Here is a 24,632-nt window from a genome sequence, read left to right on the forward strand (position 1 = left end):
ATACAATTAGGTTTAAGCTTTTTCAAAAGTATGATCCCAAACTTGTTCGAACCGTTGACCTCTACCCTGTCAACTTTTGGGTATGGTAATTTAACAGTTTCGTTCAGATCTGTTGAATAACGGTAAACTACAAAACATGTAAATTTTCGATTGAAAACGATAAAACATTTTCTGATTGGGCGTTATGACTTCACAAGATAATATTAAGTAAATTTCTTGATTATCTATCCAAAGCTCAAATTCCATCACATATCCTGACCCATCATTGTACTCAATCTAGTTAATATTCTCATAAGCTACATCAAGCGGAACTGTTAGCGAACTCCAGTGATTTAGTTCTTCTTTAATGACCTCGATTGTAAGTTCTTCTATTAGTTGAACATTCTTCATCTAAAAATTTCAAATAAGTTGTTAAACTTTCTTAGTAGAAAACCAACGAAATTTATCATATTTAGTCGATTTTTTTAAAAAAACTTATAAAACCGTACCCTAATTTACCCAACCTAACTTACATTGGAAAATATTGACTTCACTTTAAATTTACTGAATAATTAGAATTGTTCCCGTATCTACCCCAGCTGCACCTTGCTCCATAGCAATATCTTTTAGGGTTCAGTTCATTATCGAAGATCCTTTTTTACTTTTTATTGTAACATTTTTTCTTTTTGTTTATTTATTTCATTTACTATGAATTCTTTCTGATTGTTCCATAGAATGAAAGCCTCTTCTTGACTCATAAATTCTTTGAACTTAGTTACAGCTTTTTCAGCTAACATCCAATCTGGTACCTTTTCGAATCTTTTCACTTTGCCTTTAGGTACATTATCCATAATGAATTGACGGATTGCCTCTTGAACTGGATCTATAACACTGTTTCTTCTTTTTCTTTAACTTTTTTAGGTAATACAGAAGAAATATATCCAATTGGATTCTTAATATCAGTTTTATATTTAATTTGGTTTAGTAAATCTACAATATTTTCTTTACCGTATTGTAACCATTCTAAAACAATCTTCTCAACTTCTCAGAAAAAATCCAACCCATTTCTTTACCTATGTTTTGAATTTCTACTATTTCTTCATTTTCTACTACTAGTCCCATTTTTTGTTGGATTTCTTTAACATCAGCAGCTTTTTTACCATTTTGCTTAATTTTAAATTCTACTTTTTCAATACTTCGACCTTTTTTAATAGTTTCGTATAGAAATGAAATATCTGTTTTTTCTTCAAGTTCTTGTTGTGCATGATCTAGAACTCGTTGACGGAAATTAATCCAATTCGGATATTTATCACTCATTCCTAATTTTTTCCGTAATTCATCTAATTCAGAGGTTCTTTCTGTTAAATTCTCATAGCTTTTAAGTAATTCATAGAGTCGAATAGAATAACTGCTTCGTAGATGAATAATGTTACCTAATTTATAACGTGTAAATTTTTCATTCAAAAATAAAAAGAATGGTTTTAATACTGGATCAAAACGAACAGTTATCGTTCCTTGGTTTAAGTTATATGTAGCGTTTGACAACCATGCTGTACGGGTTATTTTTCCGTCCGGAGTTTTGAATTTAAAGGATTGCATTAATTTTGCAGCGATTTTATCCATATCACCATAAATACTTTTGGACTTTGACCCAATCAGTTCTTTGAATTGTTTTATGGAGAATGTATATGTCTGAAAGTCTTTATCATCGAGACTATTACCAACTGAATCAATTACATGTCCTTGATCTAATGCTACTACAATGCCTTTAGCACGTCCGATAACAAATGCACCAAATGTAATTGCTTTAGCACCTACTATAAATTCACTTGCAATTTTACTAGGATCATATTTTTCCAAAACCAATGGAAATGGAAACATAATCAAGTATTTATTTGAAGTACTTTTCCCTCAATCCACGAAAACGGAAAAAAGGACGATAATACAAAAAACAAACCCCATTGTACAATTGATGTACAATGGGGTTTAACATTAAATCTTAATCGAAGCGATTCTTGTGTAGGAACTGTAAATTTTCTTACCGCTCACCGTTCGATAAGAGCGCACTTTATAATAATAGGTTTTTCCTTTTGTAATGTTAGTGTTTGTATAGTTCAGTGTCGAACCACTTGTGATGGTTTTAATCAGTGAATACGTTCCTTTACTATTTGTTGCACGGACAATTTCATATCCACTTGCTTCACTCACTTTACTCCAAACCACTTTTGCTGAAGTTGAACTAGCCTTTGAAATCGTTATTTTTGCTGGCGCTTGAAGTACAGGGATAGTACTAACAGTTGTATAAGGACCGTACACTTTCTTACCACTCACGACACGAACAGCACGAACTTTGTAGTAAACTCGTTTTCCGGTAGCTAGTTTACTATCTGAGAAACTTTTTGTGTTGTTATTCGGATAGCTTTTGACAAGTGTAAATTTCCCTGTTGAACTACTACCTCTGTATATTTCAAATCCTGTTGCACCAAGTGTATCAAGCCAGTCGAGTCTCACACTTTGATAGCCAGTCGACGCAATCTTCAGAGACTTCACTGCAGGAAGAACAGGTGTCACACTTACAGCTGAACTTAGCGGGCTCGTATATTTCACATTCATCATATACTCGTATGCGCGTATTTTGTAATAATACGTTGTACCTGTTGCCAGATTATGATCTGTAAAAGTCGTCTTTTGACCAAAGTAGACGGTTCCGACTACTTTGTAAGTTCCGTTTACGGAAGTACTTCTAAGCACTTCATATTCTTCGTATTTTCCAGGTGTTGTTGAACGTGACCATGTAAGGGTAGCTGATTCATAATTAGAGCCCGAAACTTTTACACTATTCACACCTTGGAAAATGGTTTTTCCTGAAATGACTTCACTGTATGGACCATAGGCAATTCCGTTTTTAACTTGTTTATAGGCGCGAATTTTAAAGTATATCGTTTGCCCTGGTTTGTAGTAGTCTGCATGAAGGGTATTCACGTCACCAACTTGACCACCTGTGTTAAACGGACCATTTGGTGAGGTGCTGCTAGCGAAATCATAGCCAGTTGCGCCGTCCACTTTTTCCCAAGCTAGCTTCACACCAAAAGTACTACTACCTGTTACTTTAAATCCTTTTATGACGTCCGGATTTTTTACATACTGCGCATAAATGGTCGTATCTTTGGTCACTCGTTCAAAAAAGGTGAAGTGTGTTTGGTAAAGTGCATCACTATACCACCCAAGAAGTGTATAGCCTTCTATTTCACGGATCGTCGGTAAATCAACGGTGTACTGTGATCCAACCTTATATTGTTCAATGGTTTTTCCATTATCCATCACCGTAATCGTGTATTCATCCATTGTATAAACAGCTGTGAATGTCATATTCGATGTGATAGTTGAAGTATCTGTTGAAGTATCTCCTGACCATCCGCTAAATGTATAGCCGTCACGACTTGGCGCGACAGGAGGTGTTGCATTTTCGCCTTCATCAACTGATTGAGTTTTTAAGACATTGCCTTTATCATCTTTGAACGTAACAGTGAAACGGTTTTTCACTGTGATATCAAAAGAAGTTGATGCGTCATTGTACGAAACAGTTAGGTATTGAACGCCAGGTTTTGAACCATCAAACCCGCTGACCATGTCATTTGTAACAGGAATGGTTTCACTGTTTCCGAATGATGTTTGAGTGGTTAACTTAGCACCCGTTAAATCAAGTGATTCATCTTTTTTATAGACCGTTTTGGTTGGAAGCGAGGACATTGATACGACTAAACTGCGCTCATCTGTCGGTTCTGGCAATTCCTTTAAACGCGGAAATAAGTAACGAGTGTCACCGCCAATCGTCCATACGCTTTGAAAATCAAACCCTTCAAATGATGCACTTTGTTTCATCTCTTCAAATGTAGCTTGTTTCACCCCCGTTCCGTTAAAAGATGGATCTTTCGATGCAACATAATATACATTGTTCGAAAGCGAGCCAGTAAATGAACTGACAAGATTACCAAATACGGAAGAATGAACATTTGTCCGACCAAGATTCATCGTTTGTTTGATGGAGCCACCAGTCCCTGTTCCGAGAATACCGCCAATAGTCGAACCTGTGATGTTTCCTAAGTTAAAACTATCTTGGATCGTCCCACTTGAACTACTTCCAGCAATTCCTCCTGCTGTACGATCCATAACAGGAGCGGTATTGTAGGTTTGTGCGACAAGCGAACTGTAATCATATCCAACAATACCACCAGCGCGTCCGTATGTGTACAAACCTGTTGGTCCCTTGATCTCACCAGTATTGAATGATTGCAAGATGGTTGATTGACCCATGATGGAACCAGCAATTCCGCCGATATCGTTTCCGTTTGCGACAGAAGAAATACTCCCGTGGTTTTCATTTCCTTGAAGAAATAGTGAACTACCCGAGCCGATAATGCCGCCACCGTCTGTCGAAATGCTTTTTCCTTCAATCTTTCCGTTATTATGGCTTTTCGTAATTCGTCCATTTGTCGCATAAGCGACAATCCCACCACCATAAGTTGAATAGGTGATATTCCCTTCGTTAATGGTATTTTCAATTGTTGCATTTTGGCTCATTTCACCGACAATGCCGCCATTGTATCGACTTTCACTACTTATTATATCCGCACTATTTTTGACATCTTTTAGCACTCCGCTGTATGTTCCTCCAACAAACCCACCAGCATCTGTTTTTCCGCTTACGATACTATGGTTTTCACCAGACGAGATGGTTGAAACTTTGTTGTAATCACTATCAATGAAACCTACAAATCCTCCTGCGTATCCTTTAAAATTTGCATCTGCTGTGACGTTTCCAGATGTTACACAATTGGTAATCGTAACATTGTAGCCAAATCCAATAAGAGACCCAGCATAAGCAACGGATGTATTGCTATCAAACGAGGTGTTGTTTGCAAGGATTTCACTGTTTTCCATTGTGACATTTTTGATTGTCGCGTTTTTCGCGTAGCCAAAGAGTCCAGCATAAACTGGTTGGTCAGATGCTACGTTAACGTGTAAGTTTGAAATGGTATAGCCATTTCCATCAAACGTTCCGGAAAAAGGTGTAGAAAGACTTCCTACTGGTTTCCAATTTTCTAGTTCGGTTGCATCAAGGTTTGTCATCAGAATGTATTTCCCACTAAGATTATTTTGCATGTTGAGGAAATCACTGATTGAAGTAATCGCAATCATGTCACTTGGTACGGTTGTGTTATGAGTTGTTTCGGCATGTACCTGTTTTGAGCAAGTTGATGGAAGATGCTCTCGCCAAGTAATAAGCCGACTACAGCGAGAATGGTCAATCGTTTACGAATCATTTTGTCCACTCCGTTTCGTTTTTTAGCTACCATCCTATTTTAAAGTAACCCATACTACATTTATATACGTAATTATACCTAACAAATGAATTTTAACTATTTCCATTGGATAGGAACAAACATCGCCTTAGTTTCCTGCCGGAAAGGTTCGGGTGTCCTACCGGTGAGAAAGGTTAGTCAGCTTGAGCTGTTTTACGATTCGGAAGGCAAATGGGAAAAATCACAAATAAAAGCAGCCGTAATGGCTGCTCTCCTTTTGTCTTATATTCTTTTATTCTTTTGATTTTGCGGTTTCCGGCTCGTTCGGTATGGCGGCCTTGCCGTAAATGGAACAGGAACCTACGGAATGTTCGCGCTCGTCCGTACAGACCGTGGTTATCGGTCCATTTAATACCGAAGCGATACATACGGAAATGACAGTAAGGTTCACTTTTCCTTACTAATCAGTCCGTCGTGCTGCCCGCCTGACGTACATTCTTAACGTTCATTCAAGTACTTTTCATAAGAAAATAGGTTGCTAGAAGGCAACAAGTTTTTCACTTACCAACAGATGTCGGGACGATTTGCTTGTATTTATCTGAGATCGCAGCCACCCATAAATATTCGGCGTTACGATGACGACTTTCTTCTATTAAAATGGCGCATCGATATGAAAAACTTCTTCCACCAGGAAGACAAATCGAAGTTCAAGTAACGATCTCATTGTGTAACAAAAGCATCCGTTTTTTCCGAAGACATTTCAATTGAAAGACCATTAACGAAATATATTGGATTCAGTTCCTACTGCAATGACAAACTGTCCCGTACTTAATGCGATTTGGCATAAATCTTTTAAATCATCAACAAATTCTCTTACTTTTCGATCATCTCGTTCATCTTCTGTATGCGTATGGAGTAACTTTTCACAGACCTGGATTAATGTATTTATTTCTTGAAGGTTGTATTTCTTTTTCGAATAGTTCCTTAATTGAAGCAGCAAATTAACATGTTGATCATCCATTGGTGATTCACGACGAGAACGATAGTATTCCATCACACTGATATGATGGCGCGGATTGTCTTCCAATAGAATATATTCATCCGATTTAGACAATTCTTGAAACATATTAGCCACAAAGAAATAAACTCCTATCGGGTCACAACCTTGTGCGCTTCTTAAATGCTGCTCGCACACCTTTGCCTTTCTCCAAAGTGCTTTATAGGTTATAAGGTCGGTTTTATATTTTTCACATTCGTGATAGGCGCTGATTAACGCTTTTTTCGCTTCAATTTCCTTAGGGGTTTGCCTATTGATAATTCTTTTTTCACTATACATAATGTAATACTTGTTAAAATTTCTTCTTGATTCGGCTAAACCAGAATTGCCATTTGGATCGACATCTTCAAAACGATCAAAACTATCACCGAACGGCAAATCTTCCCAATTGCAAAGCATACAGATATCGCAAGCAGCACGCTCCTCTAATGTTGGGTAACCACAGCACGGACAAATTCCACGATTCATGTTACACCCTCCTCATCAGTTCACTCATCATTTCATCTACCATATCTTTTGAACAGATTCGTCCATCGGGTAGTCTTGTTTCTTAAGGGTATTGTTGTGAAAGAAAATCTTCTCGTGACAGCTTGTTGGGGGTATATAAAAAGCGGTAATGAACCTCTGTACCCGTTTGTAAGGTCTTGTCCCACAAATGTAAGCTTTGAATCGCTTTAATGAACACGTATTTTACCGTTTCCCCGTATACATTGGTGAATTCCCTTTCTTCGTCTTTTGCCACTCGTTTTGCTTTTGCATGGGCTTGCTCATGTGAAGAGGCCTGGAAGAGGATCGTGATTTCTTCATACAATTTATCCTCTGTGTATTCCTCATCGATTTTTTCTAAATCAGGTTCACCCACTGATTGATATTCAAACAGAAGTGTGACAGTGTACCAATCGAGTTTCTTTTTCCTCATTCGTTTATTCATTTATAGACCTCCTCGCACGTCTTTTTAACCCATTAGTAGTGTATTATTCAAGAATCGGATGTTTTATGAGTTAAGAGTTAAGAGGAAAAAACTTACTTGAAGGTGATAGGTTTTAAAGAAGTAAATAATGTTAGTTATAAAGTTTGAGAGATAATTAAAGTTCTTTTTATTTGTATAAATTCAAACAGAAGATGTCTATAAAGATGATGAAATTACCCTAGTCTATTATTAGCAGACTATCAATTTGAAGAATTGAAATGCTCTTTTAAAATTCTTTTTTTACAAAAATTGTAATGGTAATTCATGGTTGTTTTTTATATCTATACACTTTTACTGCCTCACTATTCTTTTATTTATTAATTCTTTTTCTCTTGATTTTCATATTTATAATTAACAATAACAACAACATCGTTGTTATTATCGACATATGTTTTTATTTTAATTTATTGTCGTTTTTACTATTCTTTATATTTATAGTGTTAAGAATCAACGGAGGCACCCTAAACGTATAAAAATGGCTGAAAATCACATTGGATTTCCAGCCATTTTTTTATATTACTATTTATTAACATTTGTAAAGTATTCTACTAGTAAATAGTTTCGATCTTGTTTAAGATTTCTTGATTTTTGGGGTCACTAAACATCCCTTCCATTTCTTCATATATCGCATCTTCATCATCCCAATTGGTAATGACTAATATGTCTAAAATGTATCTTATCTAGTGTTTTTAACATTTTACTTGATCAAATATATAGCTCAGGTCAAGGTCAATGTGTTACTTCCGGATCAATTGAAGCAAGTTGATTTGCCCATTTAGCGATATTTGCTGTAGGATTGCTTCCGTCGGCAGGATAGTCCGTAATATGATACCAGCTAATCGTACGTTTTTCGCCAGCTTTCATGCTTACATCAAACGATGCTCCGAAAATATATCCAAAAGCACTTAATCCGGAAGGTTGGTCTTTAGTCCAAGCAATTCCATGTGCAGGGCTGGAGATGGCAGCTTTCGGACCGTCATAAATATAGTTTCCAGCCCACCCTGAAGTCATGAAGCCAGGATTTGTTTTCGTAATCCCTGGAACAAACGCTGTGTCATCTGCACTGTCTGGATCAAGCAGGTATTGGAAATAACCATTGAAATCCTTCTCACCCGTATTCTCCAATTCGAGCGTAAACTTTACCACCGGTGCATTTGGAAGTGCCCGATACGTAACAGAAGTTTTAATAGAAGGATCTATTTGTGCCTGTCCGGATGCATGGATGGTATCGCCAACCGTTTCGACATTCGATAATGACAGCCACTCTCCATCACGGTTCCAAGGACGTTTTGGATCATTCATTGTCGGTGAAAGGATCCATTCACTCCAATCGAGCGTTTCCAGTGCGTTGTCATCAAGCAAGGCAATGTCCCCAAGCCAGCCCGGCTGAAATGTACCTGCCAGGTTATTAGCACCAATCTGTGAGGAAATCGTCGCTTGGATACGGTTATTCATGATATAGTGATAAGTTTGTCCCGTCATTGCATCGAGCCGCGGGCTTCCAGCATTAAAATCCGGAGTTTCCAAGGACATTCCTGCCACAGGTGCTGTGATTCCACTTATTTTAAATGGAACTGTTTTCACTTCTCCGTTAGCAACTTCTATGGAAACCGGTGCATCGATTTGATAGCCCCTGCGTTTAGCAGTAAGTGAATATTTGCCAGGCTGTAATCCGATAAGGTATTGTCCGTTAGCATTCGTTGTAGAAACCTGACTTTTTCCTTGGCTGTCAGTCGCAACAATCGTTGCTCCTCCAATCGGCTCTCCTGTTACACCGTCCGTTACTTTTCCAGTTAGTCTCGGCCAGCGTTGTGCAGACTTTCCTCCTGGAGTATATGCGTACAGATTCCCGTCTAATGCTCCTACTACTAAAGTGTTTCCGGAAATAGCCGGGGAAGAAGCTACCCATGCCCCTATTTCGTGCTCCCATAAAGGCTGTCCGGTTAATTTGTCAAATGCATAAAGTTTTCCATCGTTCGAGCCGATAAATACAGTTTCACCACTAACCGCTGCAGAAGAAATAATCCCACCCTTTGTGCGATAGCTCCACTTCTTTGTACCAGTGACTGCATCGAACGCAGCTACGTTTCCATCCGGGAATCCCATATATACCATACCATCCGCTACTGCAGGAGAGGAACCAGTTGTACCGCCAGCAATATAGGATGAATCCGTGCTCTTGTACCGCCATAGCTCTTTGCCAGTAGCTGCATCAAGAGTAACCAGCAATCCGCCGCCGTACCCCATATAAACCCGTCCATCCGAGATAGAAGGCATTGAGTGCATCCAGCCGCCAGCAGGTTGTTTCCTCCATAATTCTTTACCGGTTGAAGCGTCAAGTGAGATCAACCAGCCGCCATCTCCTCCAACATAAATTTTCCCGTCCTGAACGACAGGAGTAGATTCTACAATCCAGCCGCCAGCTAAAGGAACATTCCATTTTTCTGCACCTGTGCGGGCATCAAGAGCCATTATTTTTCCGCCACTGCCTGTGCTGTATGCCTGGTAGACTACTCCATCTACTACTGTTGGAGAATAGTACATCCAAGCGCGCTGTACTTCATCCTTCCCAACAGTCTTTTCCCAAATTATCTCTCCGGTTTCTGCATTCATGGCATAAAGTGTACCGCGAATCGACGAAGCATATACAATTCCGTCTGCAACTGCAGGCGAAGCTTGTACCTGTGCGTCTGCTTTAACTTCCCACCGCTTTTTACCTGTCTCAAGGTCAACTGCATGGATAGCGTGATGCTGATTACTGCTTTCATCACGTGTACCAATATAAACCACACCATTTGAAATGGCAGGTGACGAAGTAAGGATTGTTCCAGGTGTACGGTATGTCCAATCAAGGCTCAGATCAGCTGCAAGTGTATCTTTTGCCTCCCCGGTATGCTGGGCATTGCCGTGAAACATCGACCAGTCTGTTCCCTTCTTCGGTTTAATCTGAGTTTCATTATCAACAATGCTGAACGTATTATTTTTTACCCAAATCTTGCCCCTATCATCTGTTACTCTAACTTCAATGGCATGCTGACCTTTATTTGCTTTTCTAGCATCCCATTGGTCATACCAGGCCATACCGCTGCTTTGATTTAGCTTTCTCCACGAGCCGCCATCAATACGGTATTCAACCTTAGTAACGTTACTTGTTGTGTTATAGGCGTTTACCAAAATGTCCATTTTCCCTTGAGGAACTTCGCTACCTGCTGCAGGATGAACAATCGCTGCGCTTTGCTTAACGTCATACATTTTATATTTCTCTTCCTGCTTGTCTCCCTGGAAGGTAACCATTCGGAAGCCGTTCGGCATCTGGTCAATCGTATAGGCACTGGAAACGGTTGTCACATGGTTAGCGCCTGGAATTGTGTCCTGGGCTACATCATTGACGTGAGTATGTCCTACCATCACCAAGCGCGTATGATATTGGCTAAGTAGTTCAATAAATTTTTTCGTGTTATCCGGTGACGGGGTTTCTGGCGTATTCATCGGTTTGTGAACAAATACAACAACTTCTTTGTCTTTTGCATTCAGTTCAAGATCCTGCTTTAACCACTCAAACTGGTCGGATTCATTGAAACCTAAAGTGTTTTCTAATGTTACGAAGTGCCGATTGCCATAATCAAAGGAATACCACTCCGGTCCGAGATAATTGCGGTACTTATCAATTCTCGTCTTATAGTCCGAACCCGGGGCAAAATCATGGTTTCCAACTGCCGGATAGACCGGAAGTGAAGATGTAGCCGTACTCGCTTGATAATCCTTGAATTCCGTATCGTCTGCTCGATTGGTTAAATCTCCACTAACGGCAATGAAGGCCGGATTTCCTGTTGATTGATTAATTTGCGCTAACTGGTCTGTGAAGCGCTCACGGTTATTGGCTGTACCTTCTTGAACGTGTACATCGGCAATGTTGACAAAGCTAAAGTTCGGATTATTGCTCTCTGGCGTATGTAAAAGACCAAAGTTTTGTTCCTTTGTTTCCCCAGCCTGAACATTTCCTAATTGCTGATAAAACTGCGGTGTTTTGTTTTTGTCTGTCGGTACGGTGTATCCGTTTGGAACCGATACAAAAACGATATCTTCCTTACGCCTGTCTGTATTGATTGTGAGAGTATAATTTCCCTGACTGTCTGTGACGGTAATATTTTTACCGTCAGATACGGAAACATGCGGAATGCCCTCCTCGTTCCCATCACGGGTCCCATTTCCGTTTTTGTCAGCGAAGACCGTACCCTTTATAGTTGCTGTAGGATTTTCCGCTACAACTGGTTTAACTACAGCAGTAAAAGCGAGGCCGCACATTGCAACTGCAGCAAAAGGTTTAAGTTTTTGTTTTATAATTTTCCCTTTGTCTTCTATTGGCTTCATGATTTCTCCTCCTGGTTTTTTAGATAAATTTCTCGATAATTTGAACCTCAAATAGTAATGTTCGTACCACCACCTTAAAAGCTTAGTTATTTTATCAAGCGAAGAAACGCTCGAAATACCACATCAGCCCGATTGCAAAAATACCAGCCGTTGCTGCTGACTGTACGACAGTGGACCATTTAAATTTACGGATATATACAAGTAAGGGAAATAAAATTAATATAATTAAGGCTTGTCCTGCTTCAACACCAACATTGAATGAAAAAATCGACAGGATTGATCTCCATGTAACATCATTAGAAAGCTGTAAAGCACCGGCAAAGCCGACGCCATGAATTAGACCGAATCCAAATACAACGGCAAATCGATATTTTGCTGAAAAACCAAAATAGTTTTCTACGGCTACGAATGCAATACTAAGAGCAATAAGTGGCTCTATAATATCAGCAGGGAATTGGACCAGCTTTAATGCGGTTAACCCAATGGTAATACTGTGGGCTAATGTAAATACTGAAATGACCTTTAGAACATCAGTAATTCGGCGAGCCCCAAATACGAGGGCTATGACAAAAAGTATATGATCATAACCAATCATGATATGGTGGAAACCGAGCTGAACGAACCGGAAAAACTGTCCTCCCATACTTTCCTTTCCAGCATTAAATTCTCTGTCTTCTGTATTGAAAATATATTGGCCTTTTTTATTTTCTAAATCATATGTCATGATATTTCGATGCATAGAATCATTATCATCAAAGAAAACACTATAATTTATTTGGATGGCAGATTCGTCTGACGGTATAGGAAATTCGAGCCTTATTTTGGCGTAGTCTCTGCCTACCCTGTTTTCGATATCAGTGGAAATAACGGAACCCCTTGCTTTCGCACCATTGGTATATACTTGGAAGCGGGAATCAAGGTACTCAGCAACATTCCCACGTTGCTTTGCTAAAGCACTTTTCAGTAGGTCTTCCTCAACACCTGGACGAACGCCAAAATTGATTAGCCGCCCAAGTTCGAAAAAATCGAGGTGTAATTCTACTTGAAGCTTATCCCTTTTCATCGTAATTTTCGAATACCCTTCACTGTTATCGGTGTGGGCAGATACATTAATAGGCAAAAACATTAATGTGATAAAGGAAAATACCGCAGCAAACTTAACTACTATTTTTTTCAAAGTCTCTCACACCTTTAATCTATAAATTTAACATTCAAAAATTAGCTGGCATTTTTTTTCACTTTTCCCCCCTTTTACTTGGTATAACTTACCAGTTAATATTAAATGGATTGTATTAAAATAGTTTTTTGTAAATATTAAATATTTGTAAAATTTAGTCAAAAAAAGTAGAACTTTAAATTATTTATATAGGAGCTGCATACATAATCAGATACATAATCGCATCAATTGTAATTTTTGTTATAGTATCGATCCTGTCGATTATATTAACAGGTAATTCTAAAGAAAAAGCTAACAAGCAAGTAAGGATATGGCTAGAGAGAATAATAGTCTCTTATAAGCAATACATTCATCAAACCTCAGAAAATATATTGTGGACATCTATAAAAATATCCAGAAGTTAAGCANNTGCTTAACTTCTGGATATTTATGACGACTCACATTTTAGAAACAATATTTATTATAAAGTCCCCTTTTACATGAGACTTTATCTGCCTCAGTTTCTTTTAAGTGGTATCCGAAGAAGAACCAATGTAAATTTGACATCCATTCTTCATTCCTCCCTTTCAAAGTTATCATGATTTTCTTTCCCTCTGGCTTACAAATCTAAACGATAAACATAGTCTCAAATTCTTCATAACTATATTTCTGAAAATTCTAACATGCAGAATACTTATTATGAAGTAATTTGCTCCTGTCAGACATTAAATAAAACAAACTACCTACCCTAGAACTCTTTTTGATATTACTTACGTCCTGTCAACTGCCCGACAAACTCAACATCATCTATCTTCCAACCTTGATCCTTTACATAAATCAAGGACGTTTTGACAATGACAGTTTCCATATTACTGACATTATTAAACTCTGTACTTAATTTAAATTCATTAAAAAATTCAGCTTCTGTCTTTGAGGATTGATATTCAAATGGCTTTAATCCTACTAATGAGGATTTCACCGATTGATCCCCATTCCGTACTTTCAAACCTGATGGATATGTTGCCTTATATCCTTGATCAGTCATAAATGGTTTAATATTTTGATAGCGTTCAGCAGTCGTTTCGTAAGTGAAGAAGTATTTTAGAAACGCTTGGTTTACCACTAATGAGTCCGAATTCTGGATCGAAGTTAAAGTAGCAATTTTCTTTTCATAGTTTTTTTGGTTGGTGCTGACCTCTTGTAACTGAATGCGTAAACTGAACACATACACAATTACGATAACCGCAGTGATAAAACCTACCATTAGCAAGATAACGTTTTTCTTTTGATTTGGTTCCATAAACCCTCACCTCCATTATGGAATCCGTCTGAAGCCCAAGAAGGGATATAGTTTCTTCCATTCTTTAAAGGAAGAATAAGAGGTTCCGTTACTACCATTTGAATTAATAAACTTTCCATCTCCTACATACATTCCAACATGGGAAGGTCCCAATTTGTAGGTAGAGAAGAAAACTAAATCGCCTGGTTTTATTTGATCCTCAGGAACAGGGACGGTTTTGTTGTATTGCGACTCGGCTGTCCCATACAAATCGATTCCTACTTGTGCGAAGGTATATTCTAGTAATCCTGAACAATCAAATCCTCCTGATGCTGGTGTTCTACCGCCCCATACATAAGGAAGGCCAAGAAATTCTTTCATTATATTATGCACTTCCTCCACATCAAATCGTTGGGTACCATCTCCAACAACCACGATACTGTCATTTTCAGTATGATAATAGCGAAGTACATGCTCTACATAATTGACATCACCGTAACTTGACCAACCCAACTTCTCAGACATTGCTTGACTAAATTGGGAGGCAATTTCTTCGGAATAACCTCCTCGCTCTAATGCGTACTGGATAAAGCTGTTTCCAAAGTTGTAAGCTTGCAAAGCAAGGCGAATATCACCTTTGGCTTGCTTCATTACTTCCGAAAAATATTTCACTCCGATTTTTATGGAATAGTCAGGGTCTGTAATGGCCCCAGGAGGAAGTCCAATTGACTCCGAAGATTGCATCACATCTAACTGTCTTCCCCCTGACTCTTGCTGAATGAGAGCCATAATAAGCCCCACATACTTACCAATTCCATATTCCTCTGCATATTTCTGAATAAGAGGTTCATAACGCAATACTTCTGCTGATACTTGTGCAGTTCCTCCGGCTCCTTCTCCTGACATGCCTGATTCAAATTGATTCTCTCCACCTAAACTAATTGAAAGAAATAAAGCGACTCCGAAAATAGAGAAAAGAAGAAAGAGGATACCTGTAAGTATCCACGTAAGAGGGTTTTTAAGAACGGCAATAGTACCAGCAACTTTAGCACCTTTCTTCAAAACACCTTGCATATGCTCTCCTTTCTAAATAGCAATTCTGACTCAATTACAGGTAGAATTGTTCAAAAATGAAATTGTTATGTCGTCAAAACACTTATACAGTCCATCATTTTCGTTGTTTTGGTTTTCTACTTTTTGATTGCTTGACTGTTTCAGTCGAAGGCTTGGAATTTTTATTTTTGATCTGCTGCTCGGCTTCCCACTTAGTGAGGTATTTTTCGGGTTCTCTTGACGCTGCCACTTCATTTTGACTTTCTAGTCTACCAGACTGTTTACGATAAGTAGAAGGCTTCTTTTGATCGATTCCTATTGTTCGTTTGGTTGATGTTCCAGCCTCCGATACAGTGGATGTTTTTTTAGTACCTTTTGGAGTAGCTTGTTGCTCTTGATTTTTGCGAGTAACTTGTTTTTGTGGGGCATTTTCCCCCACTGCTTTTCGGTGCTCCGATTGTCGATTAATCGAAATAGCACCATTTGTAACTGTTTTCCGTCCTGCACCTCCCGCCAAAAGCTCAGCATGACGCTTTTTCTTTTGATGGTTTCGGTATACATCACTCACTATTCTTTTTGCACCTTTGAAACCTCGTTCACCAGCGTAACCCATTCTGTCAAATGAGTGAGCTGTTACTCTTTCGACTACTTGCTGACCTTGAATCATTCCAGCAGAAGCCACCTCAAATAGTTCAGTCCGATATTTGAATAAGCCCCAAATCGTAATACAGATTAGGAAGACAACGAATGCATAGCCTTCTACTCCATTAGTGACTTTGACCGATTCGTAAAGCAAGGTAACAATCCCGGTTATAACGGCGATTAAAAGTACCAGTGCTGACTTCATCATTAACACACCTACAAGCTTCTTGCCATGATTAAGTGCACTTTCACTGTAAGAAGGAATTAATGAAAGAACAAGTGGAATTGCCGTGAAAATCACTAATGCTAAAAACCATACTTGCAGTAAAAACTTAAAAATACCTAACAACAACACTGGAATTGAAAGGGCAATGGTAGAAATGAGCGTGATGATCAGATATCCGAAACGTTCCCCACTAAAATCTGGAGACATTTGCTTGTTACCATTCTTAGACTCATCAGTTACAATGTCACTTCTTTTTTCCTTTCCTTCCTCTGTGTAAGGTAAGATTTCTAATAGTTTATCTACTCGGTTTGGATCCTCTCTTATTACTTCATTCTCTTTAGTAGAACCATAATTTAGAAGTAAATATGGACGTTTTACCATAAGGTTAAACAGTTGATTCTCTAAGACCGCAATTCCCTCTTTTGGGTCATATGCAGCATTAGTATCAAATTCATCTGAACTGACAAGTACGTTTACCGAGCTAGCAATCCCTTCAAGCTCTGCTCCTCTGTCATTTAGCCATTTGATGTTTCCAGTTGTATTAGAATAGAACCAAAAAGTGAGAATCATAATAGCCAAAGCACCAAGAATTGCTTTTACCGCATAACCCATTTGTTGATTTACAAAATAACGCCATGCTGCAATTCCCCCTACCATAACGACAAACAGAGATAAAAATGTCCCTGACATAATTTCATAGATTCGTTCACTCATAATGCCTGCTTCGCTGACAATGTTGCTAATTAAATCGAATGACATGAGTTGATTAATAGCATAAAGGGTAAAACTAGCAATTGTCTTATTAATTCCCCACATCCCTTGATTAATGGCATGTAATGCATTATCACCAGTGTCTTTTAGTCCGTCCCCAATGTCTGCTTCCATTTTATAGTGATCTAGGGGATACGCCTTACTCTCTAGTATCACATGTCCAACCATTTCTACTTTTTTTTGAACAATTGATGAGGGAACCTCTGCAAGTGAAGATATTGGAACTAGAAGAAACAATAGTGCTAGACATAAAGCTATGCCATATTTCAGGAATTTCATCTAATCCCTCCTTATTATTTGCAGTGAATACAAGCTTCCCGCTCAAAACTATTTCTTATTTTCACTTGATCTATATCTTTACTTCCTTCTATATCTATTTTCAATTCTTCATTTTTTTCACGAACAACGTAACTGTCCTCTACTTTGTTTCCTGCCTCAGGATTTATATAGTTAAATAGACTATAGTATCTTTCATTTTTTTTATCATAAAAAACCTCAATTTTCATATCTTTGTATTTTAGACTATTGTTTCTGGCAGGGCTGTCTTTATGAATTTCGTAGGTTCCTTCTTTATATAAAAGTTGTTGTTCTCTTTCGTAATCAGCTTTAAGGGTTGCCTTTTCCCACTCATAGGTTACCTTTGCCACATCTTCGGGAGCAGTACTCTGACTGCACCCCGCTAAAAGTGCAATCAAAGTAGTAGTGCAAATTAATAGTTTTTTCATCAGATAAACGCCTCCTCAATTTCTGCTCTGCCTCGATCGTTTTCTTTCGTGTTGAAGGCATGAATCCATTCGTCAAATAAGACATCCGTTTGAATTTTGGCGGTACGACCATACATATCTTCCACAATACACTGACCTTCCGTCAGGTTTTTTAGCATATCTCGATTCGCTTTATTGTCCTCCATGCCAAGAAATTCAATAATATTCGCGGCTTCTTCTGTTGTCTTTGCTTTAAATGCAAATTTAGTTCCAATATTTTCTTTGATTTGTGGTTTGTTATATTCATAGGTAGATTGTGTAATGATATAAACAGCTGATCGTAAGGAACGGCCAGTTCGCAACAATTCATTAATCAATCGATCACCAGCACCTGTATTCATGAGCATCCACGCTTCTTCAAAAATCGTTAATTTAACGACTGAATCATCTCGAGCAAATTTTGTTGCGAATTTCGCTAATGGTTGCATGAGTGCAACAGCAATGTGTTCATCCCGCGTGACAGCTTTTTCTCCTTCTTCTGGAAGATTTAAATTTTGAATCTGTAAGATGTTGACTTGTTCACTAAGACTAATCCCTTCCACGTTTCCTTCTGAAAACATGAGTTTTGCAATCCCATTTGTGCCAATCTCATAAAGCAAGTCACCGACATTTTTAACATCCAGATCCTCAGACGATTGCAGATAGCGAACAACTTTTAAAAGTCCTGGATTTGTTTCCCGTTGCATAATATAACGGACACCTTTATAAATGGCAGTTTTGACATTCCGTTCATTGGACTGAAGTTCAGATAAATATTCAAGAACACCTACGGCTGCATCTTGTGCTTCTTCTCCTTCAAGAAAAGTAAGAGGGTCCAGTTTCCCTGCATCCTGCTTTTCACTCGATAGCGTGATATAGTTAAAGCTTTCAATCAACTCTTTGAAAAATGGAGCTGTATATTCCATTTCAGGTGTAAGCGCCTGTTTGAATTTCTTCTCTACTTCGTTTTTTGGATCCGTCATGAGCACCTTTGCTCCAAAAAAGACTGAATTTAGTAATATGTCTTTCAAAAGATATGATTTTCCCATCCCCGTTGGTCCAGAAATAGTAACATGAGGAGAAGAATATTTAGACCCTTTTAGCCCTAAATGAGCAAGAAATGGATGATAAAATACAAGAGATTGAGAGTTTTCAAGACTTTCTCCTTGATGTGAAATGTTTTTCCCTAAATAAAAACCTACCGTATTTCCAATTTTTCGTGTAAGTGAGAAGAGGGATTCTGCAAATGATTCAGGCGTCAAAATTTGTTCCCAATCTTCTGCTACAATTTTAGCTGCTGGTATTGACTGATGGAATAAAAGGAGTTGATCGGCTAACGGCTGTACTAGTTCAATTTGTTGGTCCTTAAAATCAATTTTCAGCCTTCTAGCTTTTTTTCGAACTTCTTCCTTCGTCTTTCCATAGACAACAAAATGAATGTGCGTTCTAAGAAGAGGCTTTCCTTGATTTTTAATTTGATTTTCTAGTTCATGTAAAAGCTCCCGCCCCGTATTAATCAAACTATCATCGTCTTCGTTTGCCTCGATGAGTTGAGCGTCTTGATCGCGGAAACGCTTTTTGATGGTATTAGTATAGTTTATATCATCCTTCATTTTCTTGTAGATGGTTCTCATATTTAGTTCGACTGGGAAGTCGTATGACTGAAATAAATACGCCCATTCTTTATAGGTTACATCAATTGGGAATTCAGAAACGGGAAGAAATGTACACCATGATTCATCATCCAGCTGTTTAATTTGGATATATCCAGGCTTTCCTGGATCGAGTATCCCTTCTGTAAGGCTATACATACTTCCCTCTCCACCCGGCTGTTTTTGACCCCTTACAAACTGGTGACGGATTAGATAACGCAGTTCATTTTCTTTTATTCGATAAGCTCCTAAATAGTTTTGAAGCGTCGCAAAAGCCTCTTCTTCAGATTCTTTAAAAAGGTGGACAGTACCTTCATCCACCTCTTGTCCACCAAACCCTGCAAGCTTTTGTAAATAACGGTTCATACTTTTAAATGAATTAGAAAACGTACGAATCAAACTCTCATCAAGTTCACGGCGTTTGAGTTTAACACCGACAAAGAATTTATACTCCACAACATGCTTGGCTTCTTCACGCAAAATATCTTTTGCTCTTTCGGCATAGTATTTTCCGATTTCTGCATAATTGCCTTCATATTGCTGCTCTAGACTACCCAATCGTTTATCAATATCAATTGGAATTGGAATGATTTTATAATCAATTTCCTCAAAGGCCGCGAACTGCCAAGCAAGCCTTTGAAGTCGGTTAACAAGATGATTTTCAGCTTCCTCTTCATTCACGCCTACAGTGTTTTCATGTAAACGATAGTAGGCCCAAGCTTCCATTTCATGGGTATAGATGACATTTTCTTTATATGATTGAATCGGGAACTGAATCATAGATCCACCACCTTATTGGAATCGCTCATAAGTTTGCGTTTTTTTCATTTGAGGCTGGTAAACGCATTTCTCGTTGCTATAGCTGAATCGTTTCGAAAATAGATAGCGAAAGTAGCCAATAAAGAAACGGTCTAGACGTTTACCATCTAACTTACTCCGACAAATCGCTCCAGCGATTAGCCAAGGCAACACAGCATAAAATGCTAGTTGCAAAGTGGTCGGTAAAACTTCATTAATACTTACTCTAAAAAGAAAGAAGAGACCAAAGATCAACACGGAAACAATTATTTGTCTAATTTCAATTCCTTTGGAAAAGACTAGCGATTTCTCACCTTTTCCTATCTTCCAGATTTTCAAAGGATATTTGAAGAATTTTCGGTAACTGTAGGCTTGTGATCTCAATGAAGACCACCACTTTTTACTTGCTTCCAAATAGCCGTTGCCAAACTTTCAAATTCGCCTGGATTAGCGACAATTACATAACAGATTACGGCAAAAATAAAACTAGAGAAGAATTGTCCCCATCGCTGTGAAATAAACGCTCGAACAATCATGACAATCATGATGATAAATACAATCGCTGCAACCTGACTTGAAACGTAATCGGTTAAACCTGAGATATCTGGTAGCATGGAAATCATCCTCCTATAGTGTGTTTTAATTTTTGAACATAAAATTTATTCTTTTCTTTCTTCACAACAAGAGTAAATGGGTGTTTCGTTTGTAGCCCCGTATTTGCTTCCTGTAAGAGCACTAACATCTTTACAATGTATTGCCCTTCTTTTTCTCCATCATATACTACAAAATCTTCTAATCCCTTATACTCGTAAAGATCTTTAAGAGATTCAGGTTTATCCATCAAATAGGACATTTCCTGAATGGAATTCGTCGTATAAGAAGTGAAGAATTGGGAGGAAAATTGTTTTAGTTCATCTTCTATTTGCACATTCTTTTTCGCTTGATCTGTTTGATCATGAATAGCCGTAAGTCGTGTTTCGCCCGGAAGAGCTTGATAATAAGGTTGTTCAATCACGTTGAAAGAATTCCCATCAGTCCCAAGTCGGACGACAATCATTTCTTCTTTGTGACCCAATGATTCAACTACGGTTGTCACTTTTTCTTCTTTTACAACTTCATCCCTTCCTACTTCATTTTTCTTTTTCACTTCTACTTGTACTTTTTTCGGGGTTACTCTGAAAAGCTCATAATTGATACGGTACACATAACTAGCTGTATCCTCTTTTACTTCCTTTACATCATAAAGACTCGCACTCTTTAAAACTCGTTTTCCTTGAAACACTGAAAGATTCTCTAATTTTCCAACCGTTAGCCCTTCAGCAAGGAAACTTTGAAGTTTTTTCGTTCGTTCTTCTCGTTCATTTTTATCATTGGATAGATTGATAAAGGTATTAATAAACTGACTGGCATACGCTTCACCAGCTGGAGATTTCGCAAAACCCTTCTTATGTAAGCTGGCAATTTGTGCTTTTGCTACTTTTTGATAACCATTCACTTTCTCGTTTAAAAATCCAGTCCGAGCCCATGATTGAAAGGAGAAGAAAATAATTCCAACTAGACTTAACCAAAATAGGATTGAAAAGGCCATCCTCCCATTCAATCGGGAGGATTTTATACGCCTTTCATCTCTTAAAACCTTTTTTCTGCCTTGGGCTATACTCCTTTTAAGAACACCGAAAACATTCATTGAATCCCTCCTAAGTCTAATGCGTTTCGGACATACACTCGACGGAAATAGGTAGCATAATCTTCTTCCTCTACCATTTTTCGATTAATGAATATTTCACCAATTTGTAAGTTTTTAATGTCACTTGGATTGGCTTTGAATCGTTCAACATTGCGTACAGTGCCCATTTCTGCCTCATAGCTTAAATGAGGGTATTTCTTTTGTATTTGCTGTGTAATTTCTTGGTCGGAATAGGTTCCAAACACTTTTGCGATCCGCTCTGCATCTTTCGATGAGTTGACACGGCCAGTGGCGATAATGTTGCAGTTGGAAATGATTTGTTCCGTCATAATCGGATCAACTGCATCAATATCAGATAGTGTTTGAGTCGAAATAATGCACTCGAACCCAGCTGAACGAGATTTATTCACAATGTCTACAATTCTACGATCCGCGTAGGCAGAGAATTCATCGTATACACCAAATATCGATTTTCGTCCCTTGACCTGCCGGTAAGCGACCAAACTATTAACGTCCAAGATAATCATTTTGCCAATTTTGCGAATATAATCGGCATACCGGCTTCCAGAAATACTGAAGATTACAACATCGTTGTTGTCTGAAATCTTTTGGAGGTCAATTCCATTTTCACTTTCGAGAAATAAATGACCTAAATCAGATTCTAACAACTCACCTAATTGCATTTTCAAACGAGTCAGACAACCTTCCACAATCTCTTCAGGGAATTCATGATCTAGTATATTTTTGATGTGTTTCATACCCTCTTGAAGTTTTGTAATTGAACGCCTACGCTTCTCTTTAACCGTTTTCTTGACCTTATCGCCCTTTGGTTCAGAAGAAGTGATAAAACCGCTTAAATCGTCATCCTGAGAGTTTTGTTCAGGTTTTCTAACCAAAACTTCTTCTACTTCAACTTCAATCTCTTCTTCAATTTCTTCTTGAATACTGTGTTCTTTAAAGAATTCGTTCAGTTCCTTAAAATTGGTTAACTTTGCAATCGTTTGAATTTCTCTTTTCTCGCCTGCTTCATCAATGAGTTTAACGACCAGCTGTAGATAACGAGAAGCAATATCGGTGTAATAGGCGCCATCTCCTTCAGAAGAAAAGGAAAAAAGCGACATTAATTTATCTCTTGTTTCTGTGGGAGTTCCATTCTTGATGGGGTTATAAGTGAGGTGGTCCATTTCAGAAAATAAGTAAACGTTTTTTCCATATGCTTCACATAAGGATTTAAATTCAAGCATCGATTTTCGTTCGCCTTTTCCGTCAACAAAGATAATTGGTTTATCTTGCTGCAATGCTGCTTCCATTAAAGAAGCAATTAACGTTGTTTTGCCTGTACCTGTTCCTCCGGTTGCAAGCATGTGGTAGTTTAATTCGTTGGAGTTCAATGATACACGTTCTTTAAAATCTGTGTACCCTATAAAAACTTCTGTTGAAGGTTTTTCTCGATAGTTTTGCTGTTTCTTGTCCAAAAATGTTACCCTATTTTTGCGAAACGCTTTATATTTCTGTTCAGATTTTTGCTTTAGTACTTCACCGGATTTGGTTTTCACTCGCTTTTTCCAAAAAAACGTTGCAAAAACGAAGTACCCGAATGAAAATAACAACGCGATTGCGACTAACATCACATACGATGAAGCATTAGCTTTAATAACATGACCTTCATTGAATAACCGTTCTAGTCCAATTGATAGATACGGGATATTCATTTCAGAAATGATGCCAAAATACGTAAGGATGTTTCCTAATTGAAATTGCCATAAAAGAAGCATAATTCCTATCAAAAGAGCAGCATATGATAGCCAAATCCTTTTGAATTGATGAATAATCGCAAAGATCAGCATTCCCAGTAATGCAGGAAAAAAGAATAGTAACACAACCATACCGATCAAACCATAGCTAACGATTTCCCCAATTAACCTGTCTGTTTCAGTTTGCTGAGATTGCTCCTGGCTCCTCGCCATGTCCACTTGGCATCACCTCTTCCCATCGCTCTTCTAAAATAACCGAAGGAATTTTACGTACTGAAATTTTACTAGCATTAATGAATCGTTGTTTCGCTTGATTGATGACATTGTGTATTTTCACATCATCTGCAAAATATATCACTTGATCATACGGGTAAGGTTGGTCTTCTGTTCGTTCACTTGAAAGCATAGCATCTAAAAGCTTAAACTTTTCATCATATCGTTTTCGTTCTTTCTTATTTAGTTCCAGTTCGACCCAAGTGGTTGTCACTTTTCCTTCAGCTGACTTGAAAAAGAATACTGCATCAGGTATTCGGTCCCTGTTATCATTGTAAGCCCTTAATTTACTCTGATTATCCCCTTGTCCAATCATTGAGTGACGAATTTCTCTTTCTGTACGATATTTAAATTCAACACCCTGCTTCAAAGCTTGAAACTCATAATAGAGAACCAAATCTGTTAAAAGCAGATCATGCTGCATCGTATAGATGGAGGCCTTTGTTGGTACTGTTGCACTAACATTTGTTAAATTTCGGGCTTCGATTGTCCCCAAATAAACTCCCACTTTATGAGCGATCATTTCATGTTTTAAATAATTCTTACCCTCTAATTTTCTTAACCGCCTATAAACACGATGAATATTAGGCTCTTGAAATTTCAACATGATCTGCTTTGCTGTCACCATTCCGTTTCTCAAAATAAACGTCAAATACTCTATATCCTTTTCTTTTAACGATGTGTACTTCAACATCGAAACATTCCCCTTTTCCTAAAATGTAGGAACCACTTTCCCGTTAAACAGTTAACAAAACCGTTACCAATTCCATTAGAAAAAAAGACAAATCATACCGCAATTTGAATCACAACTACTAATAAGAATTTAATAGAAAACTAGAAAAATATCCCCTATCAAACTACTAAATTAGCTAAGCAAGAAGCTATAAATTTTTTAAAAAATATAACATAGTACAATGG

17 protein-coding genes are annotated in these 24,632 nt (G+C 38.0%); all 17 read right to left on the minus strand.

Going from position 1 to position 24,632, the window contains the following annotated elements:
• Window positions 1–644: 644 nt before the first annotated feature.
• Window positions 645–806, minus strand: coding sequence for a hypothetical protein (locus CN514_RS04970; RefSeq protein ID WP_176525797.1), 162 nt, complete (start codon window positions 804–806; stop codon window positions 645–647).
• A 196-nt stretch (window positions 807–1,002) separates the two neighbouring features.
• Window positions 1,003–1,845 carry a replication initiation protein gene (locus CN514_RS04975; RefSeq protein ID WP_176525798.1) on the minus strand — a complete coding sequence of 281 codons (843 nt, stop codon included), beginning with the start codon at window positions 1,843–1,845 and terminating at the stop codon, window positions 1,003–1,005.
• A gap of 126 nt (window positions 1,846–1,971) precedes the next feature.
• On the minus strand, window positions 1,972–5,109 hold the full coding sequence (locus tag CN514_RS04980; protein ID WP_176525799.1) for an InlB B-repeat-containing protein: 3,138 nt from the start codon (window positions 5,107–5,109) through the stop codon (window positions 1,972–1,974).
• A gap of 948 nt (window positions 5,110–6,057) precedes the next feature.
• Window positions 6,058–6,807, minus strand: a complete 750-nt coding sequence (locus CN514_RS04985) for a CPCC family cysteine-rich protein (protein WP_098231650.1) — start codon at window positions 6,805–6,807, stop codon at window positions 6,058–6,060.
• Between the two features lie 82 nt (window positions 6,808–6,889).
• A complete protein-coding gene (locus tag CN514_RS04990) occupies window positions 6,890–7,270 on the minus strand; it encodes a DUF4288 domain-containing protein (RefSeq protein ID WP_098231651.1) in 381 nt (126 codons plus the stop codon).
• A gap of 768 nt (window positions 7,271–8,038) precedes the next feature.
• Window positions 8,039–11,680: an outer membrane protein assembly factor BamB family protein gene (locus CN514_RS04995; protein ID WP_098231652.1), complete on the minus strand. Its 3,642-nt coding sequence runs from the start codon at window positions 11,678–11,680 to the stop codon at window positions 8,039–8,041.
• A 94-nt stretch (window positions 11,681–11,774) separates the two neighbouring features.
• A complete protein-coding gene (locus CN514_RS05000; RefSeq protein ID WP_098231653.1) occupies window positions 11,775–12,857 on the minus strand; it encodes a HupE/UreJ family protein in 1,083 nt (360 codons plus the stop codon).
• Window positions 12,858–13,602: 745 nt separating this feature from the next.
• Entirely contained in the window at window positions 13,603–14,136 is a 534-nt protein-coding gene (locus tag CN514_RS05005) for a hypothetical protein (RefSeq protein ID WP_098231654.1), read from the minus strand.
• Window positions 14,137–14,151: 15 nt separating this feature from the next.
• On the minus strand, window positions 14,152–15,189 hold the full coding sequence (locus CN514_RS05010) for a bifunctional lytic transglycosylase/C40 family peptidase (protein WP_098231655.1): 1,038 nt from the start codon (window positions 15,187–15,189) through the stop codon (window positions 14,152–14,154).
• A gap of 94 nt (window positions 15,190–15,283) precedes the next feature.
• On the minus strand, window positions 15,284–17,086 hold the full coding sequence (locus CN514_RS05015) for a CD3337/EF1877 family mobilome membrane protein (RefSeq protein ID WP_098231656.1): 1,803 nt from the start codon (window positions 17,084–17,086) through the stop codon (window positions 15,284–15,286).
• Window positions 17,087–17,100: 14 nt separating this feature from the next.
• Window positions 17,101–17,532, minus strand: a complete 432-nt coding sequence (locus CN514_RS05020) for a hypothetical protein (RefSeq protein WP_098231657.1) — start codon at window positions 17,530–17,532, stop codon at window positions 17,101–17,103.
• Complete coding sequence (locus tag CN514_RS05025) at window positions 17,532–19,982, minus strand: ATP-binding protein (RefSeq protein WP_098231658.1); 2,451 nt, start codon at window positions 19,980–19,982, stop codon at window positions 17,532–17,534. The genes CN514_RS05020 and CN514_RS05025 overlap by 1 nt, the downstream gene beginning before the upstream one ends.
• A gap of 12 nt (window positions 19,983–19,994) precedes the next feature.
• Window positions 19,995–20,384 carry a TcpE family conjugal transfer membrane protein gene (locus CN514_RS05030; RefSeq protein ID WP_176525800.1) on the minus strand — a complete coding sequence of 130 codons (390 nt, stop codon included), beginning with the start codon at window positions 20,382–20,384 and terminating at the stop codon, window positions 19,995–19,997.
• Window positions 20,381–20,614, minus strand: a complete 234-nt coding sequence (locus CN514_RS05035) for a TcpD family membrane protein (RefSeq protein WP_098231660.1) — start codon at window positions 20,612–20,614, stop codon at window positions 20,381–20,383. The genes CN514_RS05030 and CN514_RS05035 overlap by 4 nt, the downstream gene beginning before the upstream one ends.
• A gap of 5 nt (window positions 20,615–20,619) precedes the next feature.
• Entirely contained in the window at window positions 20,620–21,588 is a 969-nt protein-coding gene (locus tag CN514_RS05040; RefSeq protein WP_176525801.1) for a conjugal transfer protein, read from the minus strand.
• A gap of 95 nt (window positions 21,589–21,683) precedes the next feature.
• A complete protein-coding gene (locus tag CN514_RS05045) occupies window positions 21,684–23,654 on the minus strand; it encodes a type IV secretion system DNA-binding domain-containing protein (RefSeq protein WP_098231662.1) in 1,971 nt (656 codons plus the stop codon).
• Window positions 23,620–24,408: a hypothetical protein gene (locus CN514_RS05050; RefSeq protein ID WP_098231663.1), complete on the minus strand. Its 789-nt coding sequence runs from the start codon at window positions 24,406–24,408 to the stop codon at window positions 23,620–23,622. Before CN514_RS05050 ends, CN514_RS05045 begins: the two co-directional genes overlap by 35 nt.
• Window positions 24,409–24,632: the final 224 nt, after the last annotated feature.

Source organism: Bacillus sp. AFS001701, assembly GCF_002559405.1.
Classification (GTDB): Bacteria; Bacillota; Bacilli; order Bacillales; family Bacillaceae_G; genus Gottfriedia.